The 14,465-nt window shown below is 32.9% G+C and carries 16 protein-coding genes; 5 read left to right on the plus strand and 11 right to left on the minus strand.

Annotated elements, in window-relative coordinates; translation table 11 throughout:
* Position 1: 1 nt before the first annotated feature.
* The 10 genes from Q7C23_RS06005 to Q7C23_RS06050 form a co-directional block, all read right to left on the minus strand.
* A complete protein-coding gene (locus Q7C23_RS06005; RefSeq protein ID WP_375031654.1) occupies positions 2–613 on the minus strand; it encodes an RNA polymerase sigma factor in 612 nt (203 codons plus the stop codon).
* 380 nt (positions 614–993) lie between these two features.
* Positions 994–1,422: a hypothetical protein gene (locus Q7C23_RS06010; protein WP_375031655.1), complete on the minus strand. Its 429-nt coding sequence runs from the start codon at positions 1,420–1,422 to the stop codon at positions 994–996.
* A gap of 151 nt (positions 1,423–1,573) precedes the next feature.
* Positions 1,574–2,446: a succinate--CoA ligase subunit alpha gene (gene sucD / locus Q7C23_RS06015; RefSeq protein ID WP_007808093.1), complete on the minus strand. Its 873-nt coding sequence runs from the start codon at positions 2,444–2,446 to the stop codon at positions 1,574–1,576.
* 84 nt (positions 2,447–2,530) lie between these two features.
* Complete coding sequence (locus tag Q7C23_RS06020; protein ID WP_375031656.1) at positions 2,531–2,893, minus strand: nuclear transport factor 2 family protein; 363 nt, start codon at positions 2,891–2,893, stop codon at positions 2,531–2,533.
* A 1-nt stretch (position 2,894) separates the two neighbouring features.
* Entirely contained in the window at positions 2,895–3,824 is a 930-nt protein-coding gene (locus Q7C23_RS06025; RefSeq protein ID WP_375031657.1) for a UDP-3-O-(3-hydroxymyristoyl)glucosamine N-acyltransferase, read from the minus strand.
* A 136-nt stretch (positions 3,825–3,960) separates the two neighbouring features.
* A complete protein-coding gene (efp, locus tag Q7C23_RS06030) occupies positions 3,961–4,527 on the minus strand; it encodes an elongation factor P (RefSeq protein WP_072970794.1) in 567 nt (188 codons plus the stop codon).
* A 94-nt stretch (positions 4,528–4,621) separates the two neighbouring features.
* The gene (gene lpxA / locus Q7C23_RS06035; RefSeq protein WP_375031658.1) at positions 4,622–5,407 is read right to left on the minus strand and encodes an acyl-ACP--UDP-N-acetylglucosamine O-acyltransferase; all 786 of its coding nucleotides are present in this window, start codon (positions 5,405–5,407) and stop codon (positions 4,622–4,624) included.
* A 74-nt stretch (positions 5,408–5,481) separates the two neighbouring features.
* Positions 5,482–6,870, minus strand: a complete 1,389-nt coding sequence (locus tag Q7C23_RS06040; RefSeq protein ID WP_026985158.1) for a bifunctional UDP-3-O-[3-hydroxymyristoyl] N-acetylglucosamine deacetylase/3-hydroxyacyl-ACP dehydratase — start codon at positions 6,868–6,870, stop codon at positions 5,482–5,484.
* Positions 6,863–7,906 (minus strand): UDP-3-O-(3-hydroxymyristoyl)glucosamine N-acyltransferase, encoded by a 1,044-nt coding sequence (gene lpxD / locus Q7C23_RS06045; protein WP_375031659.1) that lies wholly within the window; start codon positions 7,904–7,906, stop codon positions 6,863–6,865. The genes Q7C23_RS06040 and lpxD overlap by 8 nt, the downstream gene beginning before the upstream one ends.
* Positions 7,907–7,945: 39 nt before the next feature.
* Complete coding sequence (locus Q7C23_RS06050; protein WP_375031660.1) at positions 7,946–9,175, minus strand: HD domain-containing protein; 1,230 nt, start codon at positions 9,173–9,175, stop codon at positions 7,946–7,948.
* 223 nt (positions 9,176–9,398) lie between these two features.
* Here Q7C23_RS06050 and Q7C23_RS06055 point away from each other — a divergent pair, with 223 nt between their 5' ends.
* From Q7C23_RS06055 to Q7C23_RS06075, 5 genes are all read left to right on the plus strand, one after another.
* The gene (locus tag Q7C23_RS06055) at positions 9,399–10,952 is read left to right on the plus strand and encodes a response regulator (RefSeq protein WP_375031661.1); all 1,554 of its coding nucleotides are present in this window, start codon (positions 9,399–9,401) and stop codon (positions 10,950–10,952) included.
* 79 nt (positions 10,953–11,031) lie between these two features.
* Entirely contained in the window at positions 11,032–11,439 is a 408-nt protein-coding gene (tsaE, locus tag Q7C23_RS06060) for a tRNA (adenosine(37)-N6)-threonylcarbamoyltransferase complex ATPase subunit type 1 TsaE (RefSeq protein ID WP_375031662.1), read from the plus strand.
* A 120-nt stretch (positions 11,440–11,559) separates the two neighbouring features.
* The gene (locus Q7C23_RS06065) at positions 11,560–12,033 is read left to right on the plus strand and encodes a GNAT family N-acetyltransferase (RefSeq protein WP_375031663.1); all 474 of its coding nucleotides are present in this window, start codon (positions 11,560–11,562) and stop codon (positions 12,031–12,033) included.
* Positions 12,034–12,117: 84 nt separating this feature from the next.
* Positions 12,118–13,317 carry an alanine dehydrogenase gene (locus Q7C23_RS06070; protein ID WP_375031664.1) on the plus strand — a complete coding sequence of 400 codons (1,200 nt, stop codon included), beginning with the start codon at positions 12,118–12,120 and terminating at the stop codon, positions 13,315–13,317.
* A 36-nt stretch (positions 13,318–13,353) separates the two neighbouring features.
* Positions 13,354–13,728 carry a DUF4258 domain-containing protein gene (locus Q7C23_RS06075; protein ID WP_375031665.1) on the plus strand — a complete coding sequence of 125 codons (375 nt, stop codon included), beginning with the start codon at positions 13,354–13,356 and terminating at the stop codon, positions 13,726–13,728.
* A gap of 2 nt (positions 13,729–13,730) precedes the next feature.
* Here Q7C23_RS06075 and ung read toward each other — a convergent pair whose 3' ends face one another.
* On the minus strand, positions 13,731–14,402 hold the full coding sequence (ung, locus tag Q7C23_RS06080; protein ID WP_375031666.1) for a uracil-DNA glycosylase: 672 nt from the start codon (positions 14,400–14,402) through the stop codon (positions 13,731–13,733).
* Positions 14,403–14,465 lie beyond the last annotated feature (63 nt).

The raw sequence follows: 14,465 nt of genomic DNA on the forward strand, positions 1-14,465 counted from the left end.
ATTAAAAACTACTTGAAGATAGTAGTAGAAATAATGAATAAGCCCCCTTCCATTCCTTGCGAAGACTTAGTAAACCCCGGTGTAACAAATTACTTGCTGATTGATAATTAACATCCAGTATTTCGGCAATTTGTTCAACAGTTAATCCTTGATGATAACGAAGATACAGCGCTTCTTTTTGACGAGAAGGTAATTCATTCAATAATTTATTTAAATGAACAACTTTTTCTTTTGTCGCATAATCATCATCAATAAGTTCATACTCGACCGAAAACTCCAATAAAAAAGCAATAGAATCTGTACTTGTTGTTTTACGAAAAATATGATCTCTCTCAAATAAACGTGCAATTCTCTTGCGGACACTAGATAACAAATAAGCTTTTACCATCACAGAACCTTGTAATGAAGAGCGGTAGACCCAAATATCTGTAAATACATCCTGAATACAATCCTGAACTTTTTCTTCATAAGGAGAAAGCGAATTTCCGTAACGCACCAAATCTGCATAATATCTTTCAAATAGCATAGAAAATGATTTTTCATCACCTTCCTTTAGATTATTCCAAAGCGTATTATCATCAAAATTAGTGAATGGTAAAATTGCGGTCTTCATGGTAAAATTTGGCTTTCTTAAAAAGGTTTTTTTACATAATGGTAGGAATGTATTTTTTTAACAATATCCTTTCGTTTTGTGCGATAAATATAGAAAAGCAAACATTTAAATCCCAATTTTTTTACATAAAAGAAACACTTTCTTAATGTTAAAAAAACGCTATACTAACTGATTTAGCTGACAGAGTAAACAATTATAAAAAAATATTTTTCTTTTAGCAAATAATAAAAAAGTAGGATTTTATTGCGTAAAATTTTTACTGCAATGCTAAAAAATAATGAAGTTAGTAAGACAGCTCAATTCTTTTTTAGACTTAAAAACAAAAAAAGCCTTGCTAATCCAACAAGGCTTCCATTAAATTGTATTTTAGAATTAGCTTTTTAGAAAGCTACATTCCATCTTGGTAATTTCGCATTTTCATCTAAAAAACTTTGCAAAACCTGTCCTTCAACAGCAGTTGGAATCGCTTTTACATCTCCGTTAAAAGTCTCATACCAAACCACTTCTAAAGCATCAATGCTTTCCAATTTCATTTGTGCTGGCCAAGAATATTTTCTTCCTGTTTTTGCAAATTGGTGTCCATTTACAATTTTATCATATAAACCACCGTTTTTACTTTTTAAAGTTCCGTCATTTTGAACAGTTCCTGTAGAAGCAACCATGATCAATTCTTTTGCATCACCTTCAACAGCGTAAACAACAAAGATTCCAGCACCACCTTCAGGAGCGTTACAAACTTGTTCTAAACTATCTTCGATTGTAAAAGTAAAACTGTTGCTTACTTTAAACTTTTTTAATTCTTTGCTCATCTTTCTTATTTTAAGCTTCTTAAATATCCTGATGACTATCGGGATTAAGTTGCCAAGTTTTTAATTATATTTCCAATCATTTTAAAAATGTAAAAAGTCTCAACACAATATTGAGACTTTTTTTGGAATTTTTTATTTTCAATACTTGCGATTATCCAAGTACTTCTTTTACTTTTTTACCAATTTCAGCTGGTGAATCAACAACGTGAATTCCGTTGTCTCTCATAATTTGTTTTTTAGCAGCAGCTGTATCATCAGAACCTCCAACAATTGCACCTGCGTGCCCCATTGTTCTACCAGCAGGAGCAGTTTCTCCAGCGATAAAACCAACAACTGGTTTACGGTTACCATCAGCTCTTACCCATTTAGCAGCATCAGCTTCTAACTGACCACCAATTTCACCAATCATGATGATAATTTCAGTCTCTGGATCGTTCATTAATAATTCAACCGCTTCTTTTGTAGTAGTTCCAATGATTGGATCTCCACCAATTCCGATAGCTGTAGTAATTCCTAAACCTTGTTTCACAACCTGGTCAGCAGCTTCGTAAGTTAAAGTTCCTGATTTAGAAACGATACCAACTGTTCCTTTTTTGAAAACGAAACCTGGCATAATACCAACTTTAGCTTCTCCCGGAGTAATAACACCTGGACAGTTTGGTCCGATTAATCTAGAATTTCTTTCTTTAACATAATTATTTGCTTTAATCATATCTGCTACAGGAATTCCTTCTGTAATAGCAATAATTACTTTAATTCCAGCATCAGCAGCTTCCATAATTGCATCAGCAGCAAAAGCTGGTGGTACAAAAATGATAGATGTATCAGCTCCAGCTTGATCAACAGCATCTTTAACTGTGTTAAAAACCGGACGATCTAAATGGCTAGTTCCTCCTTTACCCGGAGTTACACCACCAACAACATTAGTACCGTACTCAATCATTTGAGAAGCGTGGAAAGTTCCTTCGCTTCCTGTAAATCCTTGAACAATTATTTTGGAATCTTTATTAACTAAAACACTCATGATATATATTTTATGTAGTTTTTAAAATTGTGATGCAAAAGTAAGGTTTTGTAATGTATTTTAATCTTTTTGTCTTCAAAAAAATTAAGAAAATTGACTCATTTGGTAACCACGGTACAATTTATCATCCTTAATTTGCCAAATTGTCGAAAAATGGGCTAATAACATCTCTTCTCTAGGGTTTTCTATCGTTTTCACAAAATGAGAATAACGTATTGACACCAGGTCATCTTCGGCAATAATATGACTAATTCTGACCTTAGAACGTACATATGCACGACTAAGTTCATTGGCCATACTGACCATAGAATCGTAGTTCATTTGAATTAATCCTTTACTGCTATTCCATTCCACAATTATATCCGGATGCAAATAGGTTTTAAGGATTTCACTATCAATTAAGGCATCCGACTTATAAAATTTTTGAACAAATTCTTTTATAGACATATTACTTCAATTTATTTAGAATTTCAGGAATCTTTTTGATATTGGCCAATTGTTTTAACTTTTCTCTTGATTCTTCGATTGGTGTACCAAAATAAGATTTTCCACCTTCAACTGACTTAGTAACCCCAGTTTGTCCCATAATAACAGCCTTCGCTCCTATTGTGATGCCACTGGTTGTACCCACCTGTCCCCAAAGTGTAACTTCATCTTCAATAATAACACAACCTGCAATACCGGTCTGTGACGCTATTAAGCATTTTTTACCGATAACTGTATCATGCCCAACATGAACCTGATTGTCAATTTTTGTTCCTTCACCAATTGTTGTATCGCCGGTAACACCTTTGTCAATCGTACAAAGCGCACCAATACCAACATTATCTTCAATAACAACTCGTCCTCCTGAAATTAACTGATCAAATCCGTCCGGGCGCTTTTTATAATAGAAAGCATCCGCTCCCAAAATTGTTCCCGCGTGAATAATTACGTTATCTCCAATTACGGTATGATCGTAAATAGAAACATTTGAATGAATGAGGCAGTTTTTACCAATTTTAACATGGTTACCAATAAAACTGTTAGGCTGAATCACTGTCCCTTCTCCAATTTCTGCAGAAGCTGAAATAGCCACATTTGCAAATTGGAAAGGTTTGAAGTGTTTGGTTAAGGTATTAAAATCTCTGAAAGGATCATCAGAAATCAAAAGGGCTTTACCCTCCGGACAATCTACTTTTTTATTAATTAAAACAATAGTAGCCGCTGATTGCAAAGCTTTGTCATAATATTTAGGATGGTCAACAAAAACGATATCTCCAGGCTCAACAACATGTATTTCGTTCATGCCTAAAACGGGGAAGTTTTGGTCACCGATAAATTCGCAATTAAGCAAATTTGCAATTTCTTGTAAAGAATGAGTCTTTGGAAATTTCATATATTTTAATTAGAAAATTTGTCAATTAGAGAATGTGTCAATTAGAAAATGTGTCAATTAGAAAATAAAAATTATTCAATTTCTGCGTAAGCATCAATTTTCTAATTGACTCATTGACAAATTATCCAATTAAAAATTACTCTTTTACACGCTCCATGTAATTCCCTGAAGCAGTATCAATTTTAATTTTATCACCTTCGTTGATAAATAACGGAACGTTTACTGTTGCTCCAGTTTCTACCGTAGCAGATTTTGTAGCATTTGTAGCCGTATTCCCTTTCACTCCTGGCTCTGCATAAGTAACTTCAAGAATTACAGAAGATGGCATGTCTACAGACAGAGGTAAATCAGTTTCAGTATTTACCTGAACCATTACGCTTGTACCTTCTTTTAACAATCCCGGAGCATCCAAAATGTTTTTATTCAAAGAAATTTGCTCAAAAGACTCTGTATTCATAAAATGAAATTCATCTCCTTCAGCATATAGAAACTGGTAGTTATGCGTCTCTACACGCACATCGTCAATTTTATGTCCTGCAGAAAATGTATTATCTAATACTCTTCCTGTAGTTAAACTTCTCAATTTTGTTCTTACGAAAGCTGGACCTTTCCCAGGTTTTACGTGAAGAAATTCAACTATTTTATAAATGTCGTGATTGAATTTAATACACAATCCGTTTCTAATATCTGATGTAGATGCCATTGTAATTTGTTTTATTTAATATTTTGTTGAATCGTTTAATCGTTTATCTGTTTTTTCGACTTAGCGAATAAACAATTAAACGATTGAACTTTTATTAATAGTTTCCTGAATAACCTTTCATAATTCCTCTTGATGAATTTCTGATAAAATCTAAAATCTCATCTCTCTCAGGAGTAGCTTCCATCTCTGCTTCAATAATACTTAAAGCCTGAGTGGTATTGTAATTCTTTTGATATAAAATTCGGTAAATTTCCTGAATTTCTCTAATTTTTTCTGTGCTAAAGCCTCTTCTTCGTAAACCAACTGAATTGATTCCAACATAAGATAACGGTTCTTTAGCAGCTTTTGTATAAGGCGGAACATCTTTTCTTACCAATGATCCACCAGAAATCATAGCATGATCTCCAATATGAATAAATTGGTGAATCGCCGCCAGACCTCCAATTACAGCATGGTTTCCAACAACTACGTGACCTGCCAAAGCAACTCCGTTTACAATAATTGCATTGTTTCCAATTTCGCAATCGTGCGCAATATGTGCATAAGCCATTACTAGACAGTTGCTTCCAAGAATAGTCTGTCCAGATGCTACTGTACCTCTATTGATTGTAACACACTCTCTAATTGTGCAATTATCTCCAATAATGGCAAGAGAATCTTCTCCGCCAAATTTTAAATCTTGTGGGACCGCAGAAATAACAGCTCCTGGAAAAATATTGCAATTTTTTCCAATACGAGCACCTTCCATAATGGTCACATTAGAACCAATCCAAGTACCGTCACCAATAATAACATTATTGTGAATTGTTGTAAAAGGTTCAATTACAACATTTTTAGCGATTTTAGCGCCGGGATGAACATAAGCTAATGGTTGATTCATCTGTATGTTTTATATTTTAAATTAAAATAATCTAATTTGGGCAACAAACGTAAACAATAAAATTGACTTAATTATTATTGTTTTCTTGCAATTTGAGCCATTAATTCTGCCTCAGTTACTAATTTTCCGTTTGCGTAAGCATTTGCCTGCATATGACAGATTCCTCTTCTGATAGGAGAAATCAATTCACATTTAAAGATTAACGTATCTCCTGGCAATACTTTGTGTTTGAATTTAACATTATCTATTTTCATAAAATAAGTCAAATAATTTTCAGGATCCGGAACGGTACTTAAAACCAAAATTCCTCCTGTTTGTGCCATCGCTTCAACAATTAAAACTCCTGGCATAACTGGTGCTTCAGGAAAATGCCCTACGAAGAAATTTTCATTCATAGTAACATTTTTCATTCCGACCACATGACTATCAGACATTTCTATAATTCTGTCAATTAATAAAAATGGAGGTCTATGAGGCAAAACAGCCATAATTTTATGAATATCCATCAACGGTTCCAGATTTAAATCATAAACCGGGACATGGTTTCTTTGCTCAATTTTAATAATTTTTGCTAATTTTTTGGCAAACTGAGTATTTACGTAATGCCCAGGTTTATTAGCAATAATTTTTCCCTGAATTCTAACACCAATTAAAGATAAATCTCCAATAACGTCAAGCAATTTGTGTCTTGCCGCTTCGTTTGGATAGTGCAAAGTAAGGTTATCTAAAACTCCGTTTGGCTTAACAGAGATTTTATCCTTCCCAAAGGCTTTCTTTAAATTCTCCATTGTAGAATCAGAGATTTCCTTATCTACATACACAATAGCATTGTTTAAATCTCCACCTTTAATTAATCCGTTTTCTAATAAAGATTCTAACTCATGTAAGAAACTAAACGTTCTTGAATTAGCAATTTCATCTTTAAAATCGGCGATACTTTTTAAAGTAGCATTTTGAGTACCTAAAACTTTAGTACCAAAATCCACCATTGCCGTAACCTGATAATCATCGCTTGGCATTACCAAAATCTCACTTCCGGTAGTTTCATCAGTAAATGAAATTACTTCTTTTACCACATAAACGTTACGTTTAGCATCTTGCTCTTCGATTCCGGCTTTTTCAATTGCTTCAACAAAATATTTTGAAGAACCATCCATAATTGGAAGTTCTGAAGCGTCTAATTCTATAATAACATTATCCAAATCACAACCAACTAATGCGGCCAAAACGTGCTCCGGAGTTTGAATTTTTACACCTAATTTCTCTAAATTGGTACCTCTTTGGGTATTAACAACATAATTAGCATCAGCCTCAATGACTGGTTGACCTTGCAAATCTACTCTTACAAAAGTGAAACCATTATTAATTGGAGCTGGTTTAAAAGTCATTGTAACTTCTTTTCCAGTATGTAGTCCAACTCCTGTTAGTGAAATTTCATTTTTGATGGTCTTCTGTTTAACCATTATTTCCATTTTTTGGGTTTATTATTTGTTTTTTTAATTCATCCAGTTCGGACACAATTTTAGGTAAATTCTTAAAATGAACGTATGATTTATTAAAATCGCCATATCCTAATGATGGAGATCCTTGTAGAACTTCATCATCTTTAATATTTCTTGCCACTCCAGACTGTGCCTGAAGTCTAACGTTATTACCAATTGTTAAATGCCCTGCGATACCAACTTGCCCGCCAATCATACAGTTTTCGCCAATTTTTGTAGAACCAGCTACTCCCGATTGCGCTGCAATTACAGTATTTTTACCAATTTCTACATTATGTGCAATCTGAATTTGATTGTCTAATTTAACTCCTTTTCTAATAATAGTAGAACCAAGAGTTGCTCTGTCAATTGTAGTATTGGCTCCAATATCTACATTATCTTCTATAATTACATTCCCAATTTGAGGTACTTTACTGTAAACACCTTCTTCATCTGGCACAAAACCAAAACCATCCGCACCAATTATAGTTCCTGAATGAATAGTGCAATTATTACCTATAATAGTTTCAGAATATATTTTAGCGCCCGCAAAAATATACACATTGTCGCCAATAACAACATTGTCTCCAATAAAACTGTTTGGGTATATTTTTACATTATCACCTAAAACCACATTTTGACCTATATAACTGAAGCTTCCTAAATACAAATTCTCTCCATATTTGGTTCCTTCAGACATAAAAGATTGTGCTTCTATCCCGTTTTTATTCAATTTTACCTGATTGTAAAACTGCAAAAGTTTAGAAAAAGACGCATAAGCATCTTCAACTTTTATTAAGGTTGTAGTAATTTCCTGCTCTGGTATAAAGCTGTCACTAACAATTGTTACTGAAGCCTTAGTAGTATATATGTAGTTGATATATTTGGGATTAGCCAAAAAAGTAAGCGATCCTTCCTCGCCTTCTTCTATTTTAGATAACCGAGAAACTTCTGCGTTAGGATTCCCAACAACTTCTCCTTCTAAAATTCCCGCTATTTGTTCTGCTGTAAATTTCATTGCGACAAAAATATAAAAAATAGATTTTAAATGTTAATTTTAGATAAGTTGTTTTGGAAAACAGATGTAATATTTTGTTACCAATTTAGATAATGATTTCAAATTCAACTGATCAGATGCCTCTACAACATCCTCAATTGTTTTATCTTTTTTCAAAATTCGTATCGGTTCAGCCTCTTTACTATAAGCCTGGTTTTTAATTTTTCCTCTAAAAATAAAATATCCGGCATCTACAGACGAAATATGATGTTCTTCTGCAAACTCTTCTTTCATTGATTGTGATTCCTCCATAGGAATCTTTTCTGCACTTAGCTTAATCTTCAACAAATCCCTGTTAATGATCATTTTACTTAAAGTAGAAAGTATAAAATCATCCTGTTTTTGCCAAGCTTTTAAAGCACTTATAATATCAAAATCATCTAGTTGAGAGAATAAATCTAATTTTTCCGCATCAAAATCTTCTAATGACACTTTGTTTTGCATAAAAAACAAAAGCGGTTCGCTGCAAGGTAAAGAAACTCCTTTTAAAGTCAATTCTTTAGCTCTTTTAAGAACCTTCATTAAAATTAATTCGGCCACCAAACTTGTTTTATGCAAATAAGCCTGCCAGTACATCAATCGTCTGGAAAGCAAGAATTTTTCAACAGAATAAATTCCTTTTTCTTCAATAACCAAAACACCATCAACCACATTCATCATCTGAATCAATCGCTCAGAATTGACATTTCCTTCAGCAACTCCTGTATAAAAACTATCACGTTTTAGATAATCCATTCTATCCATATCTAATTGACTTGAAATCAATTGCAACATAAACTTTCTGTGATACTCGCCTTTAAAAACCTGAATTGCCAAACTCAATTTTCCATCAAACTCTTCATTTAGCTGGTTCATAAATACTAGCGAAATTGCCTCGTGATTCACATCTTCAACAATACTTTTTTCCATAGCATGAGAAAATGGCCCATGCCCAATATCATGCAATAAGATAGCTATTAACAAGGCACATTCTTCTTCACTTGAAACAGCAACTCCCTTAAAACGAAGTGTTTCAACGGCTTTCTGCATCAAATGCATACACCCCAAAGCGTGATGAAAACGTGTGTGATTAGCACCTGGATAAACCAAATACGATAATCCCATTTGTGATATACGGCGTAAACGCTGAAAATATGGGTGCTGAATTAAATCGTAAATAAGTTCGTTCGGGATGGAAATAAACCCATAAATGGGATCATTAAATATTTTTAATTTGTTGATCTGAGTCACTATTTGGTTCTTTTTTGGTCAACAAATATAAGTAAATAACTATAAAGACCTTTCGCTTTTTTACTTAAAAATCAACAATAATTTGTCCTGATTTCCAAAGTAATACCTTAAGTAAAAAAAGATTTTAAACTAAAAACAACATTCATTATTCTGAATTTTATACTATTTTTAATACTTTTTAAGTTCTATACTTCTAAATTGCATTAAAAATTAAAATACGTTTATGGACAAGATAAAAATACTTTGGGTCGACGATGAAATCGATCTTTTAAAGCCTCATATATTATTTCTGGAGAAAAAAAACTACGTTGTAACTACTTGCAACAACGGACTAGACGCCATTGCTTTGTTTGAAGAAGACAATTTTGATATTGTTTTTTTGGATGAAAACATGCCTGGAATGAGCGGTTTGGAAACGCTTTCTGAAATGAAAGAAAAAAAATCAGCCATTCCGATGATTATGATTACCAAAAGTGAAGAGGAATATATTATGGAGGAAGCCATTGGTTCTAAAATCGCTGATTATTTAATTAAACCCGTAAATCCAAATCAGATTTTATTGAGTTTGAAGAAAAACCTGGATCATTCAAGATTAATTTCTGAGAAAACAACTTTAGATTATCAAAAGGAGTTCCGTAAAATTTCAATGGAATTAGCGATGGTTAATTCGTTTGAAGATTGGGTGGAATTATATAAAAAATTGATTTTTTGGGAATTAGAACTAGAAAATATTAATGACCAAGGAATGATTGAAATCCTTGAATCTCAGAAAGTTGAAGCCAATTCGCAATTCGGAAAATACATTGAAAGAAATTATGAAGACTGGTTTGTACCAAAAGCAGATAAACCGATTCAATCACATAATTTATTTAAAGAATTAGTTGTTCCGGAGCTTAAAAAGAAAGACAAGCCAATCTTGTTTGTGGTAATTGACAATTTGCGTTATGACCAGTGGAAATCCTTTGAAACTGTGGTTTCTAATTATTATAAATTAGAAAAAGAAGTTCCATATTTTTCCATTCTTCCAACAGCAACACAATACGCCAGAAATGCCATTTTTTCAGGTTTATTGCCAATCGAAATGGAAAAACAATTTCCCCAATATTGGAAAAATGATGTTGAAGATGGTGGAAAAAACCTTTACGAAGCCGAATTTCTTTCTGCTCAATTAAAACGCTTAGGGTTAAACATTAAAGAAGATTATTTTAAAATTACCAATTACGCAGGCGGTAAAAAATTGGCAGAAAACTTCAAAGCGCTAAAAGGCAATGATTTAGTAACAGTAGTTTACAATTTTGTGGATATACTATCGCATGCTAAAACAGAAATGGAGGTTGTAAAAGAACTTGCTTCTGATGATAAAGCCTATCGTTCCCTAACTTTAAGCTGGTTTAAAAACTCTCCGCTTTTAGAAATTATTCAACAAGCACAACTTTTAGGTTTTAAATTAATTTTAACCACAGATCACGGGACAATCAATGTAAAAAACCCTTCAAAAGTTGTTGGAGATAAAAATACAAGCTTAAATTTGCGTTATAAAACCGGTCGTAGTTTAACTTACGAGCAAAAGGATGTGTACGTTGTAAAAGAGCCAAAAGATATTGGCTTACCTGCAATAAACATGAGTAGTTCGTTTATTTTTGCCAAAAACGATTATTTTTTGGCTTACGTAAACAACTACAATCATTATGTAAGTTATTACAGAAATACGTATCAGCATGGCGGAATTTCATTAGAAGAAATGATCATCCCGTTTTTGGTTTTTAACCCGAAATAAGACAGTATTCAGTTGCAGTTTTCAGACTCAGTTGAAAACTGTAAACTGGGACTGAGACTATAATTAATAAGCAATAAAAATGAATATCGTTTTTTTATTAGATCAAATTCAAGAAGTGGCGGAGCAAATTATAGCTTCAAATCCAAAAAAAATCATCCTTTTTAATGGTGAAATGGGAGTTGGAAAAACTACTTTAATCAAACAATTATGCAAAAGCTTAGGGGTCGATGGCGCTACAAGCAGCCCAACCTTTTCTTTAGTTAATGAATATTATACTTCTAACAATCAAATCATTTATCATTTTGATTTTTACAGATTAAACAAAGAAACTGAAGCGCTTGATATGGGCGTAGATGATTATTTGTATTCTGGAAATTGGTGTTTCATTGAGTGGTCTGAAAAAATTGCAAGTCTAATTCCGGAAGAACATTCTACAGTTACAATTGAATTATCAGAAGAAGGAAAACGTAAACTTGAATTAGTATAAAATATTCCACAGAGATTCACAAAGTTTTCGAAGAGAAACACAAAAAAAATCTTTTAAAAAAACTTCGTAAACCTTTGTGAAATCTTATCGAATCTCTGTCAAACAACTAATATATTTTTAATGAATACCCAAAACACAGTAGAAATAATCCCCTTTTCTCCAGATTTAAAAGAACACATCAAGACCTTAAACATCGAGTGGCTTCAAAAGTATTTTAGAGTTGAGGAGAAAGATGAATTGGTGCTTTCAAATCCACAAGAAGAAATTATTAATAAAGGCGGAATGATTTTCTACGCTAAATATATTGATGAAATCCTTGGAACAGTTTCTCTAATGAAAATTGATGAAGACACTTTTGAATTAAGCAAAATGGCCGTTTCAGACAAAGCTCAAGGTCTTGGAATAGGAAATAAGCTATTAGTTCATAGTATTGCTGTTGCAGAAGAAAACAATATCAAAAAATTACTTTTATATTCGAACAGAATCCTACTTCCAGCGCTACATTTATACGATAAATTTGGCTTTGTTGAAGTTCCATTAGGCGTTGTCAGTTACGAAAGAGCCGACATAAAAATGGAAAAAACAATCTCTTAATATTGACTTTTAGTATTAGCAGAATATTTACACTAATTTTAAAACTTTTTACGTAATTTGTACTCTTAATTATTTGCACAACCCATGTCAATTACTTTAACTCCATTTACGAAACAACAATTGTTGCCACAAGAAGAAAAACTTGAAGTGGGCCGATTTAAAAGAGAGCTTTTCATAGGAATACCTAAAGAAACCAGTTATCAGGAACGTCGTATTTGCCTGACGCCGGATGCTGTAAATTCACTTACCTATGAAGGTCATCGAGTAATGATTGAATCTGGTGCCGGAGAAAGTTCTAGTTATTCTGATAAGGAATATAGTGATGCAGGTGCAGAAGTTACAAAAGACACAAAAAAGGTTTTTGGCTGTCCAATGCTGCTTAAAGTAGAACCTCCTACTTTGGCTGAAATTAAAATGATTAATCCGGAAACGATTATTATTTCAGCTATTCAATTAAAGACAAAAAAGAAAGAATACTTTGAAGCGTTAGCTCAAAAAAAAATAACGGCATTAGCATTTGAATATATTAAAGACGAAGATGGCTCTTATCCGGCTGTAAAATCTTTAAGCGAAATTGCAGGAACCGCTTCCGTCCTAATTGCGGCCGAATTAATGATTACTGATGAATTTGGAAAAGGATTATTATTCGGAAATATTACTGGTGTCCCTCCTACTGAAGTCGTGATTTTAGGTGCCGGGACAGTAGGCGAATTTGCCGCTAAAACTGCAATCGGACTTGGTGCAAACGTAAAAGTTTTCGATAATTCGATTACTAAATTACGTCGTTTACAAAATAATTTGAACCAAAGAATTTTTACTTCTACAGTACAGCAAAAAGCACTTTTAAAAGCTTTAAGACGTTGTGACGTAGCAATTGGCGCCATGCGAGGCAAAGAACGCTGTCCGATTGTCGTGACAGAAACCATGGTGGAACACATGAAAAAAGGAGCTGTAATTGTTGATGTTAGCATTGATACCGGAGGATGTTTTGAAACTTCAGAAGTTACTACTCATGAAAAACCGACGTTCATAAAAAGCAATGTTTTACATTATTGCGTACCAAATATTCCATCAAGATATTCAAAAACCGCTTCATTATCAATCAGTAACATATTAACTCCATACCTACTCCAGATAGCAGACGATGGGGGTTTAGAAAGTTCTATCAGATGTAATAAAGGTTTAAAAAACGGAGTTTATTTATACCACGGAATCCTAACAAATAAAGCAATTGGCGATTGGTTTGATTTACCAGACAACGATATTAATTTACTTGTATTTTAAAGGAACTTTAGCTTACCTTTGCAAAAATTTTATTTCATGAAGTTCGTACATCGTTTTGCTTATTATTTGATTGGTTTGATTATGGGATGCTTTTTTGTAGCCCTTGTTTTTAGTGGAAAAGATACTCGTTGTAACTATTTCCCGAATGCCAGAGTTTTAAATAATTTACGTACAAAACCTTTTCAATATTCAGATAAGGCAATTCAGACTTTGAACGAAAAATGGATAGATACTGCAGATATCAAAAACACATTGACTTATGGAGATGTTGATTTTGATCAAAGCAATGTTGATTTCAAAAAAGGAAAATTATATATCATTGAAGGCAAAACAATAAAAAATCAAGAAATTATTCTAAAAGTAGTTAACTACGAAAAGAAAGCCGTTTTAGAAGAAATTATTAAAAAATAATTTCAAAACCACTCAATTTCTTTGAGTTCTTTTGATTTTAAAAAAACATTTGTTTTACTAAAATGTTTATTACCAAACCATTTCCCCTGATTAGCACTCATTGGAGACGGATGACCTGATTCCAAAACATAATGTTTTGAACGGTCAATTTTTAATCCTTTTTTCTGAGCAAAACTCCCCCATAATAAAAAGACAACATTTTCCTTTTTATCTGAAATAGCCTGGATAACAGCATCTGTGAAAAGATTCCATTTTAAATGTTTATGACTATTTGGGCTGTCTTTTCGTACTGTCAATGAAGCGTTTAAAAGTAAAACACCCTGATCTGCCCAATTCTGTAAATTTCCGGAAGTTGGCATAAAAACAGAATCTAAATCTGAATTTATCTCCCTGAAAATATTACGCAGAGAAGGTGGAATTTTTACATTGTCATTTACTGAAAAGCTTAATCCATTGGCCTCTCCGGCACCATGATAAGGATCCTGACCAATAATAACCACTTTTACATCTTTGAAAGAACAATGATTAAAAGCAGAAAAAATCAAATCTAAAGGCGGATAGCAAATATGATGTTTACAATCTTCTTCTAAAGACGAAAGCAAGTCTTTAAAATAGGGTTTAGAAATTTCATCGGCTAAAACATCTTGCCATTCCTGAGAAAGATTAATTTTCATATTAAAATAATTTATTACAAATTTCGCAAAGTTTTTTTCAAAGTACTAATTAATAGTACTATT

Source organism: Flavobacterium sp. LAR06 (assembly GCF_041946075.1).
GTDB lineage: Bacteria > Bacteroidota > Bacteroidia > Flavobacteriales > Flavobacteriaceae > Flavobacterium.

Bases quoted from the DNA above. Each gene is read 5' to 3' on its own strand.
- Q7C23_RS06005 (WP_375031654.1), bottom strand. From the start codon at position 613: ATGAAGACCGCAATTTTACCATTCACTAATTTTGATGATAATACGCTT.
- Q7C23_RS06010 (WP_375031655.1), bottom strand. From the start codon at position 1,422: ATGAGCAAAGAATTAAAAAAGTTTAAAGTAAGCAACAGTTTTACTTTT.
- sucD (WP_007808093.1), bottom strand. From the start codon at position 2,446: ATGAGTGTTTTAGTTAATAAAGATTCCAAAATAATTGTTCAAGGATTT.
- Q7C23_RS06020 (WP_375031656.1), bottom strand. From the start codon at position 2,893: ATGTCTATAAAAGAATTTGTTCAAAAATTTTATAAGTCGGATGCCTTA.
- Q7C23_RS06025 (WP_375031657.1), bottom strand. From the start codon at position 3,824: ATGAAATTTCCAAAGACTCATTCTTTACAAGAAATTGCAAATTTGCTT.
- efp (WP_072970794.1), bottom strand. From the start codon at position 4,527: ATGGCATCTACATCAGATATTAGAAACGGATTGTGTATTAAATTCAAT.
- lpxA (WP_375031658.1), bottom strand. From the start codon at position 5,407: ATGAATCAACCATTAGCTTATGTTCATCCCGGCGCTAAAATCGCTAAA.
- Q7C23_RS06040 (WP_026985158.1), bottom strand. From the start codon at position 6,870: ATGGTTAAACAGAAGACCATCAAAAATGAAATTTCACTAACAGGAGTT.
- lpxD (WP_375031659.1), bottom strand. From the start codon at position 7,906: ATGAAATTTACAGCAGAACAAATAGCGGGAATTTTAGAAGGAGAAGTT.
- Q7C23_RS06055 (WP_375031661.1), top strand. From the start codon at position 9,399: ATGGACAAGATAAAAATACTTTGGGTCGACGATGAAATCGATCTTTTA.
- tsaE (WP_375031662.1), top strand. From the start codon at position 11,032: ATGAATATCGTTTTTTTATTAGATCAAATTCAAGAAGTGGCGGAGCAA.
- Q7C23_RS06065 (WP_375031663.1), top strand. From the start codon at position 11,560: ATGAATACCCAAAACACAGTAGAAATAATCCCCTTTTCTCCAGATTTA.
- Q7C23_RS06070 (WP_375031664.1), top strand. From the start codon at position 12,118: ATGTCAATTACTTTAACTCCATTTACGAAACAACAATTGTTGCCACAA.
- Q7C23_RS06075 (WP_375031665.1), top strand. From the start codon at position 13,354: ATGAAGTTCGTACATCGTTTTGCTTATTATTTGATTGGTTTGATTATG.
- ung (WP_375031666.1), bottom strand. From the start codon at position 14,402: ATGAAAATTAATCTTTCTCAGGAATGGCAAGATGTTTTAGCCGATGAA.